Source organism: Novosphingobium sp. KCTC 2891 (assembly GCF_025938155.1).
GTDB lineage: Bacteria > Pseudomonadota > Alphaproteobacteria > Sphingomonadales > Sphingomonadaceae > Novosphingobium.
The window spans coordinates 358,785-378,705 of the sequence record NZ_JAPCZG010000003.1; the positions used below are offsets into that span (position 1 = coordinate 358,785).

General features: G+C 65.9%; 20 protein-coding genes. 8 read left to right on the plus strand and 12 right to left on the minus strand.

Annotated elements, in window-relative coordinates; all coding sequences use genetic code 11:
• Position 1 precedes the first annotated feature (1 nt).
• Both OLX02_RS08030 and OLX02_RS08035 read right to left on the minus strand, forming a co-directional pair.
• Complete coding sequence (locus tag OLX02_RS08030; RefSeq protein WP_264421783.1) at positions 2-730, minus strand: SDR family NAD(P)-dependent oxidoreductase; 729 nt, start codon at positions 728-730, stop codon at positions 2-4.
• On the minus strand, positions 720-1,742 hold the full coding sequence (locus OLX02_RS08035; protein ID WP_264421785.1) for an NADP-dependent oxidoreductase: 1,023 nt from the start codon (positions 1,740-1,742) through the stop codon (positions 720-722). The genes OLX02_RS08030 and OLX02_RS08035 overlap by 11 nt, the downstream gene beginning before the upstream one ends.
• Before the next feature lie 152 nt (positions 1,743-1,894).
• Between OLX02_RS08035 and OLX02_RS08040 the strand changes: the two genes are divergently transcribed.
• Together OLX02_RS08040 and OLX02_RS08045 are read left to right on the plus strand one after the other, a co-directional pair.
• Positions 1,895-4,207 (plus strand): TonB-dependent receptor, encoded by a 2,313-nt coding sequence (locus OLX02_RS08040; protein ID WP_264421787.1) that lies wholly within the window; start codon positions 1,895-1,897, stop codon positions 4,205-4,207.
• Between the two features lie 73 nt (positions 4,208-4,280).
• Positions 4,281-5,045 (plus strand): SDR family NAD(P)-dependent oxidoreductase, encoded by a 765-nt coding sequence (locus OLX02_RS08045; RefSeq protein ID WP_264421789.1) that lies wholly within the window; start codon positions 4,281-4,283, stop codon positions 5,043-5,045.
• A gap of 67 nt (positions 5,046-5,112) precedes the next feature.
• Here OLX02_RS08045 and OLX02_RS08050 read toward each other — a convergent pair whose 3' ends face one another.
• Entirely contained in the window at positions 5,113-5,907 is a 795-nt protein-coding gene (locus tag OLX02_RS08050) for a ThuA domain-containing protein (protein WP_264421791.1), read from the minus strand.
• Positions 5,908-5,917: 10 nt separating this feature from the next.
• Positions 5,918-6,928, minus strand: coding sequence for an NADP-dependent oxidoreductase (locus OLX02_RS08055; protein WP_264421792.1), 1,011 nt, complete (start codon positions 6,926-6,928; stop codon positions 5,918-5,920).
• Between the two features lie 146 nt (positions 6,929-7,074).
• On the opposite strand from OLX02_RS08055, the gene OLX02_RS08060 reads away from it, so the two are divergent.
• Positions 7,075-9,477, plus strand: a complete 2,403-nt coding sequence (locus OLX02_RS08060; RefSeq protein WP_264421793.1) for a TonB-dependent receptor — start codon at positions 7,075-7,077, stop codon at positions 9,475-9,477.
• A 180-nt stretch (positions 9,478-9,657) separates the two neighbouring features.
• On the opposite strand, the gene OLX02_RS08065 is transcribed toward OLX02_RS08060, so the two are convergent.
• From OLX02_RS08065 to OLX02_RS08085, 5 genes are all read right to left on the minus strand, one after another.
• Positions 9,658-10,086 (minus strand): nuclear transport factor 2 family protein, encoded by a 429-nt coding sequence (locus tag OLX02_RS08065; RefSeq protein WP_264421794.1) that lies wholly within the window; start codon positions 10,084-10,086, stop codon positions 9,658-9,660.
• A gap of 115 nt (positions 10,087-10,201) precedes the next feature.
• On the minus strand, positions 10,202-10,555 hold the full coding sequence (locus OLX02_RS08070; RefSeq protein ID WP_264421795.1) for a Rieske (2Fe-2S) protein: 354 nt from the start codon (positions 10,553-10,555) through the stop codon (positions 10,202-10,204).
• Positions 10,556-10,568: 13 nt separating this feature from the next.
• Positions 10,569-11,096: a VOC family protein gene (locus OLX02_RS08075; RefSeq protein ID WP_264421797.1), complete on the minus strand. Its 528-nt coding sequence runs from the start codon at positions 11,094-11,096 to the stop codon at positions 10,569-10,571.
• Complete coding sequence (locus tag OLX02_RS08080; RefSeq protein WP_264421799.1) at positions 11,093-11,833, minus strand: glucose 1-dehydrogenase; 741 nt, start codon at positions 11,831-11,833, stop codon at positions 11,093-11,095. The genes OLX02_RS08075 and OLX02_RS08080 overlap by 4 nt, the downstream gene beginning before the upstream one ends.
• Positions 11,834-11,847: 14 nt before the next feature.
• Positions 11,848-12,855: an NADP-dependent oxidoreductase gene (locus tag OLX02_RS08085; protein ID WP_264421801.1), complete on the minus strand. Its 1,008-nt coding sequence runs from the start codon at positions 12,853-12,855 to the stop codon at positions 11,848-11,850.
• Positions 12,856-12,984: 129 nt separating this feature from the next.
• Between OLX02_RS08085 and OLX02_RS08090 the strand changes: the two genes are divergently transcribed.
• A complete protein-coding gene (locus OLX02_RS08090) occupies positions 12,985-13,389 on the plus strand; it encodes a nuclear transport factor 2 family protein (protein WP_264421802.1) in 405 nt (134 codons plus the stop codon).
• A gap of 253 nt (positions 13,390-13,642) precedes the next feature.
• Positions 13,643-15,895, plus strand: a complete 2,253-nt coding sequence (locus OLX02_RS08095; RefSeq protein WP_264422073.1) for a putative bifunctional diguanylate cyclase/phosphodiesterase — start codon at positions 13,643-13,645, stop codon at positions 15,893-15,895.
• A 44-nt stretch (positions 15,896-15,939) separates the two neighbouring features.
• On the opposite strand, the gene purQ is transcribed toward OLX02_RS08095, so the two are convergent.
• The 3 genes from purQ to OLX02_RS08110 all read right to left on the minus strand — a co-directional run bounded on the left by purQ (position 15,940) and on the right by OLX02_RS08110 (position 17,260).
• Complete coding sequence (gene purQ / locus OLX02_RS08100) at positions 15,940-16,620, minus strand: phosphoribosylformylglycinamidine synthase subunit PurQ (RefSeq protein ID WP_264421804.1); 681 nt, start codon at positions 16,618-16,620, stop codon at positions 15,940-15,942.
• The gene (purS, locus tag OLX02_RS08105; protein ID WP_264421806.1) at positions 16,620-16,856 is read right to left on the minus strand and encodes a phosphoribosylformylglycinamidine synthase subunit PurS; all 237 of its coding nucleotides are present in this window, start codon (positions 16,854-16,856) and stop codon (positions 16,620-16,622) included. The genes purQ and purS overlap by 1 nt, the downstream gene beginning before the upstream one ends.
• 209 nt (positions 16,857-17,065) lie before the next feature.
• Positions 17,066-17,260 (minus strand): hypothetical protein, encoded by a 195-nt coding sequence (locus OLX02_RS08110; protein ID WP_264421808.1) that lies wholly within the window; start codon positions 17,258-17,260, stop codon positions 17,066-17,068.
• 121 nt (positions 17,261-17,381) lie between these two features.
• On the opposite strand from OLX02_RS08110, the gene OLX02_RS08115 reads away from it, so the two are divergent.
• Genes OLX02_RS08115 through OLX02_RS08125 form a run of 3 tightly spaced genes read left to right on the plus strand, consistent with a single transcriptional unit; the run spans position 17,382 to position 19,911 of the window.
• Positions 17,382-18,002: a TetR/AcrR family transcriptional regulator gene (locus OLX02_RS08115; RefSeq protein WP_264421809.1), complete on the plus strand. Its 621-nt coding sequence runs from the start codon at positions 17,382-17,384 to the stop codon at positions 18,000-18,002.
• Positions 17,999-18,970, plus strand: a complete 972-nt coding sequence (locus tag OLX02_RS08120; RefSeq protein WP_264421811.1) for an HlyD family secretion protein — start codon at positions 17,999-18,001, stop codon at positions 18,968-18,970. The genes OLX02_RS08115 and OLX02_RS08120 overlap by 4 nt, the downstream gene beginning before the upstream one ends.
• The gene (locus tag OLX02_RS08125; protein WP_264421813.1) at positions 18,967-19,911 is read left to right on the plus strand and encodes an ABC transporter ATP-binding protein; all 945 of its coding nucleotides are present in this window, start codon (positions 18,967-18,969) and stop codon (positions 19,909-19,911) included. The genes OLX02_RS08120 and OLX02_RS08125 overlap by 4 nt, the downstream gene beginning before the upstream one ends.
• Positions 19,912-19,921 lie beyond the last annotated feature (10 nt).

Genomic DNA, 19,921 nt, shown 5'->3' on the forward strand with positions numbered 1-19,921 from the left:
CTCAGTGACGGACCATCGCGCCGCCATCGACCCACAGGCCGTGGCCGGACATGAAGCGCGCATCGTCGCTGCAGAGGAAGGCGATGACATCGGCGATGTCCTGCGGCTGCCCCAGCCGGCGCAGCGGCGCCTTGCCTTCCCAGAACGTGCGGTATTCCGGCATTTGCGCGAAAGCCGGCGCGGTCATGGGCGTGTCGATGGCGCCGGGCTGCACGCAGTTGACGGTGACGCCGAACGGACCCAGTTCGGCCGCCGCCGACTTGGTCAGGCCCAGCACCGCGTGCTTCGATGCGGAATAGGCGCACAGCCCCTCGTCACCATAAGTCGAGGTGGTCGAGCCGATGGTTACGATCCGGCCGTTGCCAGCAGCTTTGAGGTGCGGCGCTGCATCGCGCACCAGCCGGAACACGGCCACCAGGTTGACCTGCAACACCCGGTCGAAATAGGCGTCGTCATGGCCTTCGAGCGGGTGAAAGGCACTGATCCCCGCGCAGGGAATCACCGTGTCCAGCCCGCCCATGCGTTCCACCGCCTGCGCCACCAGCCGGGCATTGATGCCCGGCTCGGTCACGTCGGCATGAAGATCGACCTCGCCAGACAGATCGACGGTGAGCACTTGCGCGCCATCGGCGACAAGTCGCTCTGCCGTGGCCGCGCCGATGCCCGATCCGGCACCGGTGACGATGGCGCGACGGCCGGAAAGGCGGCCCGCCTGAGCGTCAGAGGCCATCGGCGATCTTCAGCACGAGCTTGCCGGTATTCGCGCCCGAGAACAGGCGCATGAAGGCAGGGTAGGCGTTTTCGAGGCCGTCCTGAACGTCCTCGTCGATGCGCAGGCGGCCTTCAGCCATCCACTCTGCCATCACTGCGCCGCCTTCGGCGAAGCGGGGCGCATAGTCCATGATGAGGTAGCCGTGGATCGTGGCTTGCTGCGCCAGCACCTGCCACAAGTTGCGGACGCCCACCTTCTGCGGCGAATTGTATTCGCTGATCAGGCCGCACAGTACGATGCGCGCTTTCTTGGCGAGATTGAGCAGTTCGGCGTCCATCACGTCGCCGCCCACGTTCTCGAACACCACGTCGGCCCCGTTCGGCGCGGCGGCGCGGATCTCGGCGGCGAGTTGCTCGACCGACTTGCCCTTGTAGTCGATGGCGACATCGAAGCCGTAGTCGTCCAGCAGGCGCTGGCACTTGGCCGCGCCGCCGGCGATGCCGATTACGCGCGCGCCCATGATCTTGCCGATCTGGCCCACGGCGGAGCCGACCGCGCCGGCCGCGCCCGAAACGAGCAGCGTTTCGCCGGGCTGCGGCTTGGCCACATCGGTCAGGCCGAAATAGGCGGTCAGGCCCACAGCGCCCATCGCCGAGAGGAATTTCGACGGCGAGTCGACTGCCGAAACGTCGATCTTCATGGTGAAGCCGCCGGCGTGGTTGACCGAATAGTCCTCCAGTCCGTTCAGGCCGAGCACCCAGTCACCCACCTGGAAGTCGGGGGTTTTCGACGAATGGACGACGCCCACGGTGCTGGCACGGATGGGATCGTTCAGCGCGATCGGCGGCATATAGCTGGGCGCATCGTCCATCCAGCCTCGCTGCGCCGGATCAAGCGAAGCGTAGCAGTTGCGAACCACGAAGCCGCCTTCCGGCGCTTCCGGGATGGCTTCTTCCACCAAGCGGAAATCTTCGGGGAGGGGCGTGCCGTGCGGACGGCGCACCAGCAGGAAGCGGCGATTAACGGTCATCGAAAACTCTCCCAATTCAGGCGCGGAATGTGCCGCAAGCTCGGATGGAGGCACCTGTAACAAGTCGCAGTTGGTTCCCAAAGGCGACGTGTCAGGATGTGTGTGCGGGTAGACGCCAAAAACGACGCGCTACCCGTCATGGGAGGATGTTCATGAGAAACGCGTTTGCACGCGGGGCAGCAGCAGCTGCGCTCGCAACCACTTCGATCTTTGCGCTCTCGGTCCCGGCTTTTGCTGCGGACGAGCAGCAGTCGCCTCAGGCTGACAGCGCTAGCAGCGCCGCCGTCGAGGATAACGGCGCGATCCTCGTCACCGCCCGTCGCCGCAGCGAAACGCTGCAGAGCACGCCGGTCGCGATCACCGCCGTCAGCACCGCGATGCTGGAGAACAGGGCCGCCGTGAATATCGGTGACCTTCAGGGCGCCGCACCGGGCCTGCTCATCACGCAGCAGAACTCGGGCGCGCAGGCCGCCAACATCTCGATCCGCGGCCTGACCTATGCCGACATCGAAAAGTCGCAGACGCCGACCGTGGGCGTGGTCGTCGATGGCGTGACCATCGGCACCAACACCGGCCAGCTTCAGGACGCGTTCGACATTGCGCAGATCGAAGTGCTGCGCGGCCCGCAGGGCACGCTGTTTGGCGCGAACACCATCGGCGGCGTCATCAACATCACCCGCAGCAAGCCCACCATGGAACCCGGCATGAAGGCCGAGTTTACCTATGGTCGCTGGAACACGTGGGCGGCCAAGGGCATCGCGAACTATGGCGATGGCGAAACCTGGGGCGTGAAGGCGTGGTACTTCCACAACCAGACCGACGGCTTCTACCACAATGCCACCCGCAACGTTTCCGCGGGCTGGAGCAAGGGCGACAGCTACGGCGCGAGCATGCTGTTCAAGCCCGCAGGTAGCGGCTTCGACGCGCAGTTCTCCATCGAAAACGTGGTTCAGGACTTCGACCCGGTGGTGAGCAACATCGTCAAGACGGGTGAGGCATTCTGCGGCGCCGAACCGGCGATCGAGTGCAACCGCAACACCAGCAGCGATCTGTACACCACCTTCGGTTCGGCGGCGAATAGCCGCTACAACGCGCCCAACGGCACGCTGGAAATGAACCTCGACCTCGATGCGGTGAAGCTCAGCTCGATCACCGGCTGGCGTCACTCGAAGGAAACCCAGACCCAGGACTTCGACGGTTCGTCGTCCGACCTCTATTACGTCGATCGCCGCCAGCACTACACGCAGTTCAGCCAGGAACTGCGCGCCGCAGGCAAGCTGATGGATGGCTTCGACTACGTGGTCGGCGGCTATTACTTCAAGTCGAACTACGACCTGACCCAGTACACCCGCGTGTTCGGCAATGCCTTCGCTGCATCGACCGTGATCCGGCCGACCGGCGTCTATGACGCCGACGCGCAGCACGTCGAGGGCCGGACCGAAAGCTATGCCTTCTTCGGCGACTTCAACTGGTCGATCGTGGACAAGGTTCGCCTCTCGTTCGGCGGACGCTGGAGCCACGACAACAAGCAGCTGACCAACCAGTTCCTCGTCAGTGGGCCGGTGGGATCCGGCGACGCCAGCTTCAGCAAGTTCACGCCGAAGGTTGGCATCGATTACCGCCCGAACAGCGACATGATGGTCTATGCCTCGTGGTCGCGCGGCTATCGCTCGGGCGGCTTCAGCCCGCGCGCGGCGACGGCAGCGACCGCGAGCACGCCGTTCCAGCCCGAAACCGTCGATGCCTACGAAATCGGCGCCAAGTTCGCGGCGTTCGACCGCAAGCTGGAGGTCAACCTCGCCGGCTACGTCTCCGACTACAAGAATATGCAGCAGAATCGCACGGTGCCTGGCGGTCCGACCGGCAACCAGACCGTCACCAGCAACGTGCCGGGCGGCGCCCTCATCAAGGGCATCGAAATGGACGGCACCATTCGCGTGACGCCCGAGTTCAAGATCACGATGTCGGCCGCCTACATGAAGTCGCACTTCCGCAACTTCGTGACCCAGGGCGTCTATCCGGGCGCGGGCCTGGTGGACTTCGACTACTCGGGCAACAACCTGATCTACGCGCCGGAATTCACCGGATCGCTGGGCGCCGAATATTCGGTCCCGACCAGCTTCGGCAAGGTTACCGCGACGGCCGGCTGGCGCCACATCAGCCCGTATGACGAACAGCTGTCGGAAGCGTCGCTGACCCCGGTCCTCGCCGGCAGCACCGTGACGGGCGTGATCGTCAACGGCAACGATCCGCGCGTCCGCACGACCACGCAGGATCTGGTGGACGCGAGCCTGACGGTCAATTTCAACCTCGCCAGCGGCGCCGAAGCCTACGTTCGCGTGTTCGGCCGCAATCTTGCCAACAACAAGACCACCACCCACGCGTTTACCGTGGCCGGTCTGTGGTCGTTCGGCATGGCTCTCGAGCCGCGGACCTACGGCGCCACGGTGGGCGTCAAGTTCTGATGAAGTAAACTCTCATCCACCCTCAGGGGGGCGGGGCCTTGTGCCCGGCCCCCTTCTTTTTTGGAGAAAGCACATGGGACGTCTTGCGGGCAAAATCGCTCTGGTCACCGGAGGCGCATCGGTTCCCGGCCTTGGCAGCGCGACCGCCACGCGCTTTGCCGAGGAAGGCGCGAAAGTCTGGATCACGGACCGCGATGCCGCGGGCGCCGAGCAGCGCGCCGCCGAAATCCGCGCGGCTGGTGGACAGGCGCGCGCGCTCGGCCATGATGTCACCAGCGAAGCCGAATGGGATGCCGTGTTCGCCGCGATCGAGGCCGAGGATGGCCGGCTCGACGTGATCGTGAACAATGCCGGCATCGCGGTGCTGCGCCTGATCGGCGAGATGACCACGGCCGACTGGAAGCTGCAGAACAGCGTCAATCTCGACAGCGTGTTCTACGGCACCAAGCGCGCGGTCCAACTGATGCGCAAGACCGGCACGAAGGGTTCGATCATCAACATTTCGTCCACCGCGGGTCTGGTCGGCGTGCCGGCGTGCAGCGCCTATGCGGCGGCCAAGGGCGGTCTGCGCCTGTTCTCGAAGACCGTGGCGATCGAAACCGCGCGCGAAGGCATTCGCGTCAACTCGGTCCACCCCGGCATGATCCTGACCAACATCCAGGGCGTGGCGCAGGAAGACAATGCCGCCAACTACGACGCCGTGCTGAACGCGGTGCCGATGGGCTTCATGGGAGAGCCGGACGACATCGCCAACGTCAACCTGTTCCTCGCCTCGGACGAATCCAAGTACATCACGGGCGCCGAGCTGGTGGTCGATGGCGGCATGACCGCGGTCTGATCGCGTTGAGAAAAAAAAGGGGCTGCCCAGCGGCAGCCTCTTTTTCTGTGCCGTTTTTCCGGCCGCGTCAGTCCGCCACCCAGCGGATCGCGTTCTCCACCAGCCGGCGGTAGTGCGGGTTGTCATAGGTGGAAGGCCCATCACCCGGCTGGAGATAGACCAGCCGGCTGCGTTCGACCTGCTTCGTCCACCCCACCAGATTGCTGCCCCGGGGGTGGTCCCACCCGTCGCGGCAATGCATTCGGCCCTGCACGGCCAGGTCGGCCGACCAGAAATGCTCGCGGTCAAATGCGGCGTTCGAGCGCAGCAGCGGAGTCACCTCGTTCTCGAACACCGGCGCGAGATAAAGCTCGTCGGTCAGGGTGAAGCGCTCGGGCAGGCCGGCCGTGACCGGATGGTCCGCCACCACCGAAACCTCGTGCGTCACGTCGTGGCAATAGCCGCTGTCGAGCGCCGGCGCTCCGCGCACGGTGCCGGGGTGGTAGAGGAACTGTCCACCCAGCCAGTCGTGATATTCACCCCACGTTGGCCAGCCTGCGAGCGCGTGGTGCAGTGCGACCACGCCCGTGCCCTGTTCCAGCAGCGCGCGGAAGCCGGCCTTCAGCTCCGGGTCAGGCTCGCGGTAGTGCGGCGCGCCTTCGGGTGCCTCGAAATCGAGACCGGGCATATCGTAGAGCACCAGCACGTCGAAGCCGCGCATCCCTTCCGGATTCATCAGCCGGGCCGCAGCGGGCTGGTCGACCATCGTTGCGGCTATGCCTTCCATCCCCTGGAACACGGCGTCGAACGCGGTGCGGTCAAACGGGTGGCCGCGCACGGCAACAAGGCACTGGAGCGGGGCGCGGTGGCGGATGATCGGCATGGTGTGATCCTTATTCGGCGACGCGAACGATGACCTTGCCGATCGCCTTGCCGGTCAGCATCCGATCATAGGCGACAAGCACGTTCTCCAGCCCCTGCGTCTCGTCGAGGGGCACGGCGAGGCGGCCTTCGTCGTGCCACTGGCGCAGCACCGGCAGGAATTCGGCGCCGCGGTGGAGGAAGTCCGGAATGAAGAAGCCTTCGATGCGCAGGCGGCGCATCAGCACCTGGTCGAAACGCGCCGGGCCGGGCAGGGGGGCGTCGTTGTCATAGGCGGCGACCATGCCGCACACCGCGACGCGGCCGTAATGCGCCATGTTGGGCAGGATCGCATCGAGCAGCGGGCCGCCGACATTGTCGAAATAGGCGTTCACGCCGCCTTCGATCTCGCCCAGCCGGGCCTCGATGTCGTCGGCCTTGTAATCGAGCGCGATGTCGACCCCGAGTTCCTCGGTGAGGAACTTGCACTTGGCCGGGCCGCCGGCAATGCCGATGACTTTCGCGCCCAGGTTCTTGCCGACCTGACAGGCGAGGCTGCCCGTGGCGCCGGCTGCGGCCGAGACCACCAGCCACTCGCCCGGCTTCACCGCCGCCACTTCCTTCACGCCGACGTAGGCTGTCCAGGCATTCATGCCGAGCGCGCCGAAGTGCTGGCGCGGGTCGGCGATGCTGTCGTCCACCACTTCCAGCCCGGCCAGCGCGGGCACCATGGTCGCGTATTCCGCCCACTGGCCAAAGCCGCGCACCAGGGCGCCGACCGGATAGGCCGGATCCCGGCTTTCGCTGACGCGGCCGAGAACGAGTCCGACCATCTTGCTGCCGAGCGGCAGGGGCGGCTGGTAGCCATCGGTGCGCGGGCTCATCCACATCCGCGTGCCCGCATCCATCGAGAGCCAGTTGGTGCGCACGCGCACCTCGCCATCGGCCAACGGTGGCAATTCCTCCTCGCGCAAGCTGAGCGCGCCGGCGAAATCGTTGCCTTTGGGATGGTGGTCGAGCTGCCAGAAGCGGTTAGTGGTCAAATGGGGTTCCTCTCTACGGCGCGTGGGGTGCCCCGGCGACCAGGCCCTCTCACCTGTTCAAATGGTTAGTCTGTTTGAAGTCGCAGGGGGAATGCAACAGAACGAAGCGCTAGGCGCGCTCGAAGAACTTCATCAGGGAGGAAAGTATGAAGGGCGCCCTTAAGGGTCTGCTGCTGGCATCGTGCATGCTGGGCGGCGGCCACGTTTCGTTTGCGCAGGAAGCGCAGCCGCAGGCCACTGCGGAGACCGAGAACACCGGTCTTACCGAAATCACCGTCACTGCGCGCAAGCGCGTCGAAAGCGCGCAGTCCGTTCCGGTCGCCGTCACCGCCATTTCGGCCAAGACGATCGAACAGCGCGACATGACCAGCATCGAGAAGATCGCTGCGGCCACGCCGAGCCTGACCGTCGGTCACGCCTCGAACGGTTCGTCGGCGCAGGTCACCCTGCGCGGCATCGGTTCGTCGTCGACCTCGATCGGCATCGAGCAGTCGGTCGCGACGGTTGTCGATGGCGTCTACTACGGCCAGGGCCGCGTGCTTGAAGAAGGCTTCTTCGACCTCGCCGGCGTGGAAGTGCTCAAGGGTCCGCAGGTTCTGTTCTTCGGCAAGAACGCGACCGCGGGCGTGATCTCGATCAAGACTGCCGATCCGACGGCAGACTGGGAATTCCGCACCAAGGCGAGCTACGAGTTCAAGGGCCAGCAGGCTCAGGTCGAAGGCATCGCTTCGGGTCCGCTGTCGCCGACGCTCGGCGTGCGCGTTGCGCTGCGCGGCACCAAGGCCTGGGGCGGTTACTACGACAACGTCTCGCGCGATTACCAGCTCGCGAACCTGCCGTTCGTCTCGCACCCCACCACCAGCGACCAGCCGGGCAACCGCGAGTTCCTGGGCCGCGTCACGCTGAAGTGGGAACCGACCTCGCAGATCACCGACACGCTGAAGGCTTCGTTCGACTATAACAAGGCGAACAACTCCAGCTATAACTACGTCAACTACTTCTGCCCCACGGGCAAGACGTCGCTGGCAGGTTATGAGTGCGGCTTCAACTTCGTCACGCACCAGAACAACATGCCGGCCGAGGAAGCCAAGAACTTCCCCTATGCCCAGGACGGCAAGCTCTACAACCGCTACAAGTCGGCGGCGGTGACCAACACCTTCAACTACGATATGGGCGACGTGACGCTGACCAACGTCACCAACTTCAACTGGAACAACAACCAGTGGCTGTGCGCCTGCGAATTCGGTTCCAGCCCCAACTCGGTCTGGGCGACCGAAAATTCGAGCTGGAAGGCGTTCTCGAACGAAGTGCGCGCGCTGACGCACTATGACAGCCCGGTGAACCTGATGGTCGGCGTGCTGTACCAGAAGACGCGCCGCGATTTCGCGCAGTACGTCAGCTACAGCGCCTCGAACGTGCCTTCGGCTGGCCCGAACCAGTACCAGGACGGCACCAAGACCTCGTTCACCAAGGGCGAGACGATCTCGGCTTTCGGCCAGGTCACGTGGAAGTTCCTGCCGGGCCTCGAATTCGATGCCGGCGTGCGTTACACGCACGAAAAGAAGGACAGCGAGTTCACGCAGCCTTACGTCAGCGCCGCTTTCGCCGGCGTCTGGCCGCAGGGTGTGGTCTACTCGGCGCACCAGCGCTTCGACAACTGGTCGCCTGACTTCTCGCTGACCTACAAGCCGATGCGCGACGTCATGTTCTATGCGTCGTACAAGACCGGCTACAAGTCGGGCGGCTTCTCGAACGGCGGTATTGCTTCGGTGCTGGGCGATCCCTCGAAGGATCTCGTCTTCAATCCGGAAACCACTGCGGGTTGGGAAGGCGGCGTCAAGTCCACGCTGCTCGACAACCAGCTGCGCCTGAACCTGGGTCTGTACTCCTATAAGTACAAGGACCTGCAGATCGACTTCTTCGACTCGTCGCGTATCGCGTTCCAGACCCTGACCGCCGATGCGCGGACCAAGGGTGTCGAGGCGGAATTCGAATTCGCGCCGCGTGCTGTCGCCGGTCTGAACGTTCACGGCAACGTGAACTACAACAAGGCGGTCTACACCAACTTCCCGCTTGCTCCGTGCTATGCCGGCCAGACCATCGCGGAAGGCTGCAACACCCAGTTCAGCGCCATTGCCGGCGGCTTCACCCGCCAGAACCTCAATGGTGCGACGTTGGGCATGGCCCCGCACTGGACCGGTGCGTTCGGCCTGACTTACGATACGCCGGTCGCCTCGGGCCTCAAGGCCGGGATCAGCGCCGACGTGCGTTACAGCTCGTCGTACCTGGTGTCGGGCTTCGGTGAATCGTTCTCGCGCAACCCGTCCTACGCCGTGCTCGACGCCGGCGTGCGCCTGGGCGCCGAGGACGACAACTGGCAGGTCGCGCTCGTCGGCAAGAACCTGACCAACAAGCAGTACATCAATGGCGGCGTCGATGGCCCGCTGACCGGTGGCGGCACCGGCACCGCCAGCGGTACCCATGCCGATCTGCTCGGTTTCGGCACCCAGCCGCGCACCGTGCAGTTCCAGGTCTCCAAGCGCTTCTGATCGCGGCGAGACACGGATTGCCAGAACAGGGAAAGGCGGGGCTTCGGCCCCGCCTTTTTCGTTTGGTGGTCCACACGCGTATTGCGCAAAAAGAAAGGGGCGGGTCCGTTGGACCCGCCCCTGTTCGTTTCCGCATTCTATCGGGATATCTGGCCGGGCGTCCTGGCCAGACAGTCCGGATTACAGCCCCTTGGGGCCGTGCTGACGATGGATGTTGCGGAAGCTGCGGGTCTTGAAATGCCACTTGCCGTCGATCTTGACGCAGGTGTCGGAATAGACGCCGCGATCGCGCTTGGTCACGCCGTCGTGGTCATAGACTTCGGAGGTGTAGCTGCGCATCCGGGCGAAATCGCCGTCGACTTCGATCGAGCCGGGCCAGGCTTCGAACATGATGCCGGGATAGCCCTTCATCGCTTCCACCCACATCGCGCGGATCGCGTCGCGGCCCACGGTCGTGCCGATCTCGGGATAGTCGGGCAGCGACCATTCGCCGTCTTCGGCCCAGGTCGCGGCCCAGTCGTCGGCGTCAATGCGCGTCACCGCGTCGGCATAGGTTTCCAGCAGCTCGCGAATGGCGAGGCGGTCTTCGGCGGGGCCGGTAAATGGCATCAGGAACTCTCCCATTGTTGATTTGAGAGAGAGTAGCGCATTTGCCGCGCGCGCAAACTGTGGGATAGGCGAGGGGCGGGGCGAGCAAGGCTTCGCCCGCCCCTCGGCCCGGTTTTCAGCCGGTGACGACCGGCAATTCGTCCATGCCCGGTGCCTCGTCGGGCAGGCAGACCTCGATCACGCCGTTCTCGACGCGCAGCGGGAAGGCGCGCAGATCGCGGTACGCGCCGCCGATGCAGCGCCCGGTGTTCATCTCGAAGCGCGCGCCGTGCAGCGGGCACATCACCGCGCCGCGGCGGATGCGTCCGGTAGAAAGCAGCGCGGCCTGGTGCGTGCAGCGGTCATTCACCGCGTGGAAGCCGTCGTCGGTCTTGCCCACGAGCACATACCAGCCGCCGATTTTGGTGGCGAGCTTGCCCTCGGCCGGGAATTCGCTTTCGGGAAGAATGGTATGCCAGCTCTCACTCACGTCGGTCTGCCCTTCAGGAAAATGCGATGTCGATGATGATATCTCCGCCGCGATAGCTCTTCGCGGCGTCGGAAACCATGGTGTAGAAATCGGCCAGCACCGGCACCGGCGTGTAAAGCTCGGTCATGTGGCCCAGGGTTGGGCTCGTGTCGGCAAACGCAAAGACGAACCCGTCGTTCATCTCCGCGCGCAGCGCACAAGGCGCGCCGGCGGCATCGAAGCGCGCGATCGCCGCGTCCACGTCATCTACCCACACCGCCACATGGTGAAGCCCGAACCGCCCCGAACCCTCGGGATAGAGATCGTGAAAGGGGGAGGGGCCGGCGTTGTTCTGCTGCACGAACTCCACCATCACCTCGCCCCACTGGCCGTAGGCGGAAGAGTGATCGAGCACCCGCTCCACGCCGCGATGCACCGCACGCGCCAGCGGGATGTTGTCCGCCACGAAGAACGGGCCGGAGCCGAACGCCGCATGGTGCGCCCGCGCGGCCGCGCGCACGTCGGCGCAGAAATAGGCGACCTGGCGGATCGGCAGGCTCAAATCGAGGCCCCGCCGTCCACGCGGAATTCCGCGCCGGTGGCAAAGGCGCTTTCGTCGCTGCCCAGATAGACCGCAATCGCGGCGATTTCCTCGGGCTTGCCCAGGCGTCCCACCGGATGGACATCGACAAAGCTGCGGTAGAGCGCGTCGGGATCGTCAGACTGCGCCAGCACCTTGTCGATGATCGGGGTGTGGATCGCGCCTGGATGGACCGAGTTGCAGCGGATGCCATAGCCCTTTTCCGCAAAGTGCAGCGCGCACGACTTGGTCATCAGCGTCACAGCTGCCTTTGCCGCGTTATAGGCGACAAGGTTGGCCGATGCCTTCACGCCCGAAAGCGACGACATGTTGATGATCGAGCCGCCGTGGACCTTCATCTTGGGCAGCGCGGCCTGCGTGCCCATGAACACGCCCAGCACGTCGATGTCGAGTTCGTGGCGGAACTGCGCCAGCGTCACGTCCTCGATCGAACCGAGCGTGGTGATCCCGGCATTGTTGACCAGCACGTCGATCCGCTCGCACGTGGCGACGGCCTCGGCCCACGATGCCTCGGTCGTCACGTCGAGGTAGACGAAGCGCGCGGCGCCCAGTTCGGCAGCCAGCGCCTCACCGCCCTCGCGGTCGATGTCCGCGATCACCACCGAAGCGCCTTCGGCCACATAGGCGCGGGCGATGGCTGCGCCCAGGCCTGAAGCGCCGCCCGTAATGAACGCGATCTTTCCTGCCAGTCGTGCCATGCCCGCGTTCTCCTTCAGATCTGCACCAGAGTCTTGCCGATGGTCTTGCCACTCATCAGTTCGATGAAGGCCTCCGGCAGCTTCTCCAGCCCTTCGCGCACGTTCTCAAGCGGCTTGAGCCTGCCCTCGGCGAACAGCCGGTCGAGCATGGCCTGCGCCTCACCCAGCACCTCCGGGTGATCGTAGGTGATGAAGCCGCGCATGTTGAGGCGATTGACCACCAGCTGCCACAGGTTGCGGTTGCCGTGCGGATTGTCGGCATCGTTGTACTGCGCGATCATGCCGCACACCGCGATCCGGCCGTGCAGGCGCATCAGCGGCAGCACCGCGTCGAGCGTGTCGCCGCCCACATTGTCGAAATAGACGTCGATGCCTTCGGGCGCGGCCTCGCGGATCGCGGCGGAAAGGTCGGCCACCGCCTTGTAGTCGATGGCCACGTCCGCACCCAGATCCTTGACGATGCGCGCCTTGTCAGGGCCGCCGGCGAGGCCGATCACGCGGCAACCCGCGGCCTTGGCCAGCTGCACAACGGTGCTGCCGGTCGCTCCGGCGGCGGCGCTCACCAGCACGGTTTCGCCGGGCTTGGCCTTGCCGATTTCGAACAGGCCGACCCACGCGGTCAGGCCCACCGGGCCGAGCGCGCCCATGTAATGCTGCAACGGCACGCCGTCCTGCGCCTCGACCTTTTCGAGACCCAGCGCGTCGCCCTTGATCACGTAGTATTCCGACCAGGTCGCCATTGTGCGCAGCAAGGTGCCCACCGGCCACTGCGGATCGTTCGATTCGACCACTTCGCCCAGCGACATCCCGTTGATCGGCGCGCCGATGGCGACCGGCGGCAGGTAGCTCGGGCGGTCATCGAGGAATCCGCGGATCGCCGGATCGCACGAACACACGCGCATCCGCACGAGAATCTCGCCGGGGCCGATCTGCGGCATCGGCGCGCTCGCGAGCGCAAAGTCTTCCGGGACCGGCACGCCCTGAGGGCGGCGGGTCAGCACGATCTGGCGTATCTCTCCCATCCCTGCGCCTTACTGCAAGGCGGGTCTCGTCCCCGGCTAGCCATTGGGCTAGGTTTGCCGCCGAGCGGAATGCGAGAGACAGCAGGGGTAAGCCCGACGGGGCAACATCAGTGTGAGGAGCTTGAGACAATGACCCCCGAAGAAATGCAGCAGTTCGTCGTCGACCTCTATGCCGCCACCGGCACCGGCGATTGGGACAAGGTTTCGACCATGCTCACCGACGACTTCTTCTGCAGCGAAGCCGATACGCTCCCGATGAAGGGCGTGTACAAGGGCAAGAACGCGCTGCGCGAGCTCTACGTCAAGGTCATGGGCCTGATGGACGTCGCCGGGCTGGACGTGGTGGAAACCACGGTCGGCAAGGACCACGCGGTTACCATCCTGTCGTTCCAGTTCGCCGATCCTTCGCTCGAGCGCGCGTACCTGTGCGAGATGTTCCGTTTCCGCGACGGCAAGGTCTGCGAGATCAAGCCGTTCTATTATGATCCGGCGCCGATCATCGCAGCGTGTGCGGCAAAGCAGCAGGCCGCCTGACAGGCCTGATTTTTGCGGCGTATGGTTTATGCCGCAGTAATTATGCGAGAGCCTGATTTTTTGATGAAATGGCGGAAATCCTGCATTTCGTAACGGTTCGTCGCTTACGATTGTGCAAGGATTTTCCGCTATTTCCCTTCCGGTGAGCAAGCTTACCGATACAGGCGCGCAGTCGCTGCCACGCAAACTTCCGGCCGCGGCGATCCTCGGACTGTCGGACCCGGCAGAGGGTGATTGGGCGCGCCTTCGGGGGATGCAGTATTCCAGCCTCGCCCGCCTGACCGCGGTGCGGATGCTGGCGCACGGCCTGTCTGCACTGCTGGTCGTCCAGGCGCTGAGCAGCGCCATCAACATCCTGATCTTGCTGGCCTGGGTGGCGATTTTGTTCGGCGTGCTGATCTATGGCGCGCGCTTCGACCGCAGTCTGGAAGACGCCGACCGGCGCCGCATGACCCGCCAGGAAATTCACTACCAGACGGTCAGTACGGTCCTGTCCGCGCTTGTCTGGACGGTGCCGATGCTGGCGTTCTCGCCCTTCGGCAGCGAAGAGCAGCGGTTGGTGCTTTGGGCGATCATGGCGATGCTGATGGCGGGCACCGCCGTCGCCTTTGCCGCGGTGCCGCTGGGCACCGTGCTGTTCTGTGCGATTCTGGGGCTGTCGGGTGTCGCCACCTTTGCCTTCTACGGGGCCTATGTCGCTGCGGCCGTTGCCTGCACGTTCGCCATCGTCGTCGCCATCGGCAGCCTCGAGGCCGCGCGCACGTTCATCGGCGGCAAGGTGGCCGAGGCGGGGGTCGCGGAAAAGAGCGAGGTCGTCTCGCTGCTTCTGCGCGAGTTCGAGGAAGGCGAAGCGGACTGGCTGTGGCAGGTCGATACCGCGCGCCGCGTCCGCTCGGTATCGCCGCGTTTCGCTTTCGCGCTCGGCCAGGATCCCGAAGACATCGACGGCAAGCCGCTGATACAGCTGATCGCCGGGCCTTCGTGGGAAAGCGGCCACTTCCATTCCTCGCTGCACGATCTGGCCGAAAAGCTGAAGCGGCGCGAGAGCTTTGCCAACCTGCTGGTGCGTGTCACGCTTCACGGCAACCATCGCTGGTGGGAACTCTCAGCCTCGCCCAAGGTGGACGACAACGGCAATTTCACCGGCTTCCGCGGGGTTGGCTCCGATGTGACGGAGCAGCGCGAAAGCTCCGAGAAGATTGCCTACCTTGCGCGCTACGACACGCTGACCCGGCTGCCCAACCGCATGATGCTGACCGAGGCGCTGGGCGATGCGATGCGCGCGGCGGACCAGTGGCGCACGCGCTGTGCCTTCCTGATGATCGACCTCGACCGGTTCAAGGCGGTCAACGATACGCTGGGTCACCTCGTCGGCGATCAGTTGCTGGCGATGGTGTCGGACCGGCTCAAGGCGCTGATGACCGAAAACGAACTGTGCGGCCGGCTCGGCGGCGACGAGTTCGCCATCGTCATCCGCGATGCATCGGATTCGGAACGCACCCACGCGGTTGCGCAGGCGGTGATCTACACGCTGTCGCAGCCCTACGAGGTCGACCACCACACGCTCTACGTCGGCGCCAGCGTCGGTTCGGCGATCGGTCCGCGCGATGGCGCCACGGTCGAGACGCTGATGCGCAATGCCGACCTCGCGCTTTACCGCGCCAAGGACGAGGGCGGGGGGCAGCACTGCACCTACGAACCTTCGCTCCACGCCCATGCCGAGGAGCGGCGCAAGCTGGAATTCTCGCTGCGCCGCGCGCTGGAACGCAACGAGTTCGCGCTGCACTACCAGCCTGTGGTGGATGCCACGAGCGAGCAGGTGCTGAGCTTCGAGGCGCTGCTGCGCTGGAACAGCGCGGAGCATGGCTTCGTCAGCCCGGCCAAGTTCATCCCGCTGGCCGAGGATACGCGGCTGATCGTGCCGATCGGCGAATGGGTGCTGCGCACGGCCTGCCTCGAAGCCGTCAACTGGCCCGGCCACGTAAAGGTCGCGGTCAACGTCTCGGGAGAGCAGTTGCTCGATCCCTACTTCGCCGAAGTGGTGGTCAGCGCGTTGTCGGCCAGCGGTCTGCCGCCGCACCGGCTTGAAATCGAAGTGACCGAGAGCATTTTCGTGCGCGACGGCACGACCGCGCAGATGACGCTGGAGCGGATCATGTCGCTGGGTTGCGGCGTGGCGCTCGACGATTTCGGCACCGGCTATTCTTCGCTCGGCTACCTGCGCAAGATGCGGTTCTCGACGATCAAGGTGGACCGCAGCTTCGTGCAGGGCGCCGCGCGCGGCAACGCGGAAAGCCTGGCCATCGTGCGCGCCGTGGTAGCGATGGCGGACAGCCTGGAAATGTCGACCACGGCTGAGGGCGTGGAGACCGAGGCGGAACTGGAGACGATCCGCCGGCTCGGTTGCAAGAAGATCCAGGGCTACTTCTTCGGCCGCCCGATGAGTGCGATCGACGCGCGCGGCCTGTTTGGCCAGCTCGCCTACCGCGAGCGCGGCGCGGCGTGATGCTGGTGCGCCCCTGACGATCGTCAGGGGCGGCACCGCAATTATCAAGCCAGTACGTTCAGCCCGCGCAGGACGCTTTCGAACAGCTTGCGGCCGTCGCTGCCGCCGTGGGCGGGCTCGATCATGCGTTCGGGGTGGGGCATCATGCCCAGCACGTTGCCCTTGTCGTTGAGCACGCCCGCGATGTCGCGCTGCGAACCGTTGACCGGTTCGAGATAGCGGAACGCCACGCGGCCTTCGCCTTCGAGGCGGTCCAGCGTTACATCATCGGCGAAGTAGTTGCCGTCGTGGTGCGCGACCGGGATGGTGATGGTCTGGCCCGGCAGGTAGCCCGAGGTGAACAGCGAGTTCGCGTTTTCGACCTTCAGCTTCACGTCGCGGCAGACGAAGCGGATGCCGGCGTTACGCATCAGCGCGCCGGGCAGGAGGCCGGCTTCGGTCAGCACCTGGAAGCCGTTGCACACGCCGAGCACCGCGACGCCGCGGTTCGCGGCTTCGACCACGGCCTGCATGACCGGCGAGCGCGCGGCCATCGCGCCCGAGCGCAGGTAATCGCCATAGGAGAAACCGCCGGGCAGGGCGATGAAGTCCAGCCCTTCAGGCAGGCCGGCATCGCCGTGCCACACGCGGTGGACGGTGCCGCCGCAGATCTCCTCGATCGCCACCGCCATGTCGCGGTCGCAGTTCGAGCCGGGGAAGGTGATGACGGCGGCGTTGAAAGGCATCAGGCGGCGACCTTCTCGATGCGGTAGTTTTCGATCACCATGTTGGCGAGCAGCTTGCGGCACATCTCGTCCAGCGCTTCGTCGGTCACGCTGTCGGCGACATCGAGTTCGATCAGGCGGCCGGCGCGCACGTCGTTCACGCCGGAAAAGCCCAGACCTTCGAGCGCGTGGTGGATGGCGCGGCCCTGCGGATCGAGAACCCCGTTCTTGAGGCTGACGTGGACGCGGACTTTCATGGAACCTGGGCCTTTCGGGCAAGGGAATGAGACTCGCGGCCGCCTATGCCCCCATGCGCCGCGAAGGGCAAGGTTGACAGGGTTGTCACTGTCCCGATGGAAGGGCGTCCGACCCCTCCGCACCGGGCAAAAGGGCCACAAAACCACGGCGAACGGCGCGGCATTGCGCTATTCTGGCAAAGGCGCGCTTGCAGGACATCGCCGCCGCGCTAGCGCCGCCGCAGGTTGGCCGCCGCCCCGACGACCAGGCCGACAAGGAATCCGCCCGGCCCGGTGACGAGGATTCCCAGCAGCGGCCCCTGGTTGGCCTCGGGCGTCAGGATGATCGGCCCGACGAAACCGCCGACGAACCCGATCAAGCCCAACAGGCAGCCTGCTCGCAGAGCCGCGCCTATAACCCCCATGCCGGTTTCCCCCTTTTGAAGCCGCCCCAGCATAGGCGGTGGCCGGCAAAACGCCAGCGCGGCGCCCGCCGCGGTACGAAACCGTATATTAAATGACGCCTGCGTCAGTTATCGTGCATTCATGCCGCGAGTCACTCCATCCGATCGCCGCGAGCGCATTCTGGACGCCGCGCGCGAGGCTTTTGCCGAAAGGGGCTTTGCGGGCACCCGGCTGGAGGATGTGGCCCGGCGCGTGGGGATCAGCCGTTCCGCGCTATACTTGATGTTCGACAGCAAGGAGGCGGTGTTTCGCGCGCTGGTCCACGCGCTGGTGGGTGAGGTGCTGCCGGTGGGCCTGCCGGAAAACCTGGGCAACGTGCCCGCCCCCTATGCGCTGCGCGGGTTCCTGCGCGCCGCCTTCATCCGGCTGACGCGGCCCGATCTTGCCTTCCTGCCACGCCTGATCGTGGGCGAGGGGCAGCAATTTCCCGATCTGGTCCGCACCTATCACGACGAGGGGATCACCCGCGTGCTGGGCGTGATCGAGCGGATCATCCGCCACGGCGCGGCGCGGGGCGAGTTCCATTGCCCCGATCCCGAACTGGCGGCACGCACCGTCGCCGGCGGGGTGATCATGACCGCGCTGTGGAAGAACGTGTTCGAGCCGGCCGGCGCGCCCGAAATCGACGTGGACCGGATGGCGGCGACGCACGCCGACCTGATCCTGGACGGCCTGTGCGTGCGAGAAGGAGCAAGGCCATGAACGTGCCGCGCCGCCCGGTGATCGCGCTCGCCATGCTGGCGGCGGTGGCGGGGGCCGCCTTTGTGCTCGCACCGCGCGACGAGCCGGAGCGCTGGCTCGGCTATGTCGAGGGTGAAGCGCTCTATGTGGCGGCGCCGGTATCGGGCACGCTCGCGCGCCGACCGGTCGAGCGCGGAGCCACCGTGCGCGCGGGGCAGGAACTGTTCGCGCTCGATCCGCGCACGACCGATGCGCAGACCGCGCAGGCGCAGGCCGAACTTGCCAGTGCGCGCGCGCAATTTTCCGACCTTGGAGATGCCCGCCAGCGCGCGCCCGAACTGGACGTGTCGCGCGCGGCGCAGCAGGCGGCGCGGGCCCAGCTGGCGCGGGCGCAGGCCGATTATGACCGCTTCGCCGCGCTGGCGGCGAAGGGCTTTGCCAGCCGCACCCAGCTCGACGCGGCGCGGCAGGCGCGCGACGTGGCTGCGGCGAGCGTGCGGCAGGCGCAGGCGCAGGAAGCGAGCGGCGAGCTGACCGTGGGCCGGCGCGAGCAGCAGGCGGCGGCAGCAGCCGGGGTGGCGGGCGCGCAGGCGGCGCTGAGTGCGCAAGTGCGTCGCGGCGAGGAGATCGCACCGGTGGCGGCAGTGGCCGGTACGATCGAGCAGACTTTCTTCAATCCCGGCGAATGGGTGCCCGCGAACCAGCCGGTGCTGGCGCTGTTGCCGGCGGACCGGCGCAAGCTGCGCTTCTTCGTGCCGCAGGACAGCATCGCGGCGCTGAAGCCGGGCATGGCCGTGCGTTTCACCTGCGATGGCTGCGGCGCGGCGCGCACCGCGACGATCCGCTACATCGCGCCGCGCGCCGAGTTCACGCCGCCGGTGATCTACAGCGAGCGGGCGCGGGCCAAGCTGGTGTTCCTGGTCGAGGCCGCGCTGCCGGTGGACCAGCCGCTGCCGCCGGGACTGCCGGTGGCGATCGAGCCGCGATGAGCGAAGCGCCGCCTGTCGATCTTCCGGTCATCGATGTGCGCGGGCTGACCAAGCGGTTCGGCGGGCGCACCGTGGTCGACAATGTGGATCTTGCCGTCATGCGCGGCCGGATCTGCGGGTTTCTCGGCCCGAACGGTTCGGGCAAGACGACCACGCTGCGGATGATCTGCGGGCTGCTGATCCCCGATGCGGGCGAGGGGCGCGTGCTGGGCTGCGACATTCGCCGCGAACGCGCCGCGATCAAGGCGCGCGTGGGCTACATGACGCAGAAGTTCGGGCTTTTTGGCGATCTGACCATCGCTGAAAACCTGGAGTTCTTCGCGCGCGTGCACGGGTTGGACCGGCGCGCCGAACGCGTGGCCGAGGCGCTGGAACGGCTGGGGCTGGCAACCCGCAGCGACCAGCTGGCGGGCAAGCTTTCGGGCGGGTGGAAGCAGCGCCTCGCCCTGGCGGCCTGCGTGCTGCACGAACCCGAAATCCTGCTGCTCGACGAGCCGACCGCGGGCGTCGATCCGCAGGCGCGGCGCGAGTTCTGGGACCACATCCACGATCTGGCGGCCGGCGGGATGACGGTGCTGGTTTCCACGCATTACATGGACGAGGCCGAGCGCTGCCACGAGATCGCCTATATCGCCTATGGCCGGATGCTGGCGCGCGGCACCATCGACGAGGTGATCGCAGCATCGCACCTGCACGCCTTGCAGGGCGAAGGTGCGGGCGCCGACCGGCTGGCGGCCGAGATCGAGAAGCGCCCCGGTGTGGCGATGGCGGCCCCCTTCGGCGCGGCGATCCATGTGTGCGGGCCGGACATGGCGGCGCTGCAGGCGGCGGTCGCGCCGTGGGCGGACCGTATCGCGTGGCGTGAGGCGCGGCCGAGCCTTGAAGACGTGTTCATCCACCTGATGCGCGGGGCCGAGGACCATTCGGTGGTGGCGGCATGATGTGGCAGCG

What these genes read in the sequence shown, in the direction of transcription:
- purS (WP_264421806.1), bottom strand. Translation starts at nt 16,856, where the DNA reads ATGAAAGTCCGCGTCCACGTCAGCCTCAAGAACGGGGTTCTCGATCCG.
- OLX02_RS08125 (WP_264421813.1), top strand. Translation starts at nt 18,967, where the DNA reads ATGAGCGAAGCGCCGCCTGTCGATCTTCCGGTCATCGATGTGCGCGGG.
- OLX02_RS08080 (WP_264421799.1), bottom strand. Translation starts at nt 11,833, where the DNA reads ATGGCACGACTGGCAGGAAAGATCGCGTTCATTACGGGCGGCGCTTCA.
- OLX02_RS08050 (WP_264421791.1), bottom strand. Translation starts at nt 5,907, where the DNA reads ATGCCGATCATCCGCCACCGCGCCCCGCTCCAGTGCCTTGTTGCCGTG.
- purQ (WP_264421804.1), bottom strand. Translation starts at nt 16,620, where the DNA reads ATGCCTTTCAACGCCGCCGTCATCACCTTCCCCGGCTCGAACTGCGAC.
- OLX02_RS08060 (WP_264421793.1), top strand. Translation starts at nt 7,075, where the DNA reads ATGAAGGGCGCCCTTAAGGGTCTGCTGCTGGCATCGTGCATGCTGGGC.
- OLX02_RS08120 (WP_264421811.1), top strand. Translation starts at nt 17,999, where the DNA reads ATGAACGTGCCGCGCCGCCCGGTGATCGCGCTCGCCATGCTGGCGGCG.
- OLX02_RS08040 (WP_264421787.1), top strand. Translation starts at nt 1,895, where the DNA reads ATGAGAAACGCGTTTGCACGCGGGGCAGCAGCAGCTGCGCTCGCAACC.
- OLX02_RS08110 (WP_264421808.1), bottom strand. Translation starts at nt 17,260, where the DNA reads ATGGGGGTTATAGGCGCGGCTCTGCGAGCAGGCTGCCTGTTGGGCTTG.
- OLX02_RS08045 (WP_264421789.1), top strand. Translation starts at nt 4,281, where the DNA reads ATGGGACGTCTTGCGGGCAAAATCGCTCTGGTCACCGGAGGCGCATCG.
- OLX02_RS08085 (WP_264421801.1), bottom strand. Translation starts at nt 12,855, where the DNA reads ATGGGAGAGATACGCCAGATCGTGCTGACCCGCCGCCCTCAGGGCGTG.
- OLX02_RS08115 (WP_264421809.1), top strand. Translation starts at nt 17,382, where the DNA reads ATGCCGCGAGTCACTCCATCCGATCGCCGCGAGCGCATTCTGGACGCC.
- OLX02_RS08065 (WP_264421794.1), bottom strand. Translation starts at nt 10,086, where the DNA reads ATGCCATTTACCGGCCCCGCCGAAGACCGCCTCGCCATTCGCGAGCTG.
- OLX02_RS08030 (WP_264421783.1), bottom strand. Translation starts at nt 730, where the DNA reads ATGGCCTCTGACGCTCAGGCGGGCCGCCTTTCCGGCCGTCGCGCCATC.
- OLX02_RS08095 (WP_264422073.1), top strand. Translation starts at nt 13,643, where the DNA reads ATGCAGTATTCCAGCCTCGCCCGCCTGACCGCGGTGCGGATGCTGGCG.
- OLX02_RS08090 (WP_264421802.1), top strand. Translation starts at nt 12,985, where the DNA reads ATGACCCCCGAAGAAATGCAGCAGTTCGTCGTCGACCTCTATGCCGCC.
- OLX02_RS08035 (WP_264421785.1), bottom strand. Translation starts at nt 1,742, where the DNA reads ATGACCGTTAATCGCCGCTTCCTGCTGGTGCGCCGTCCGCACGGCACG.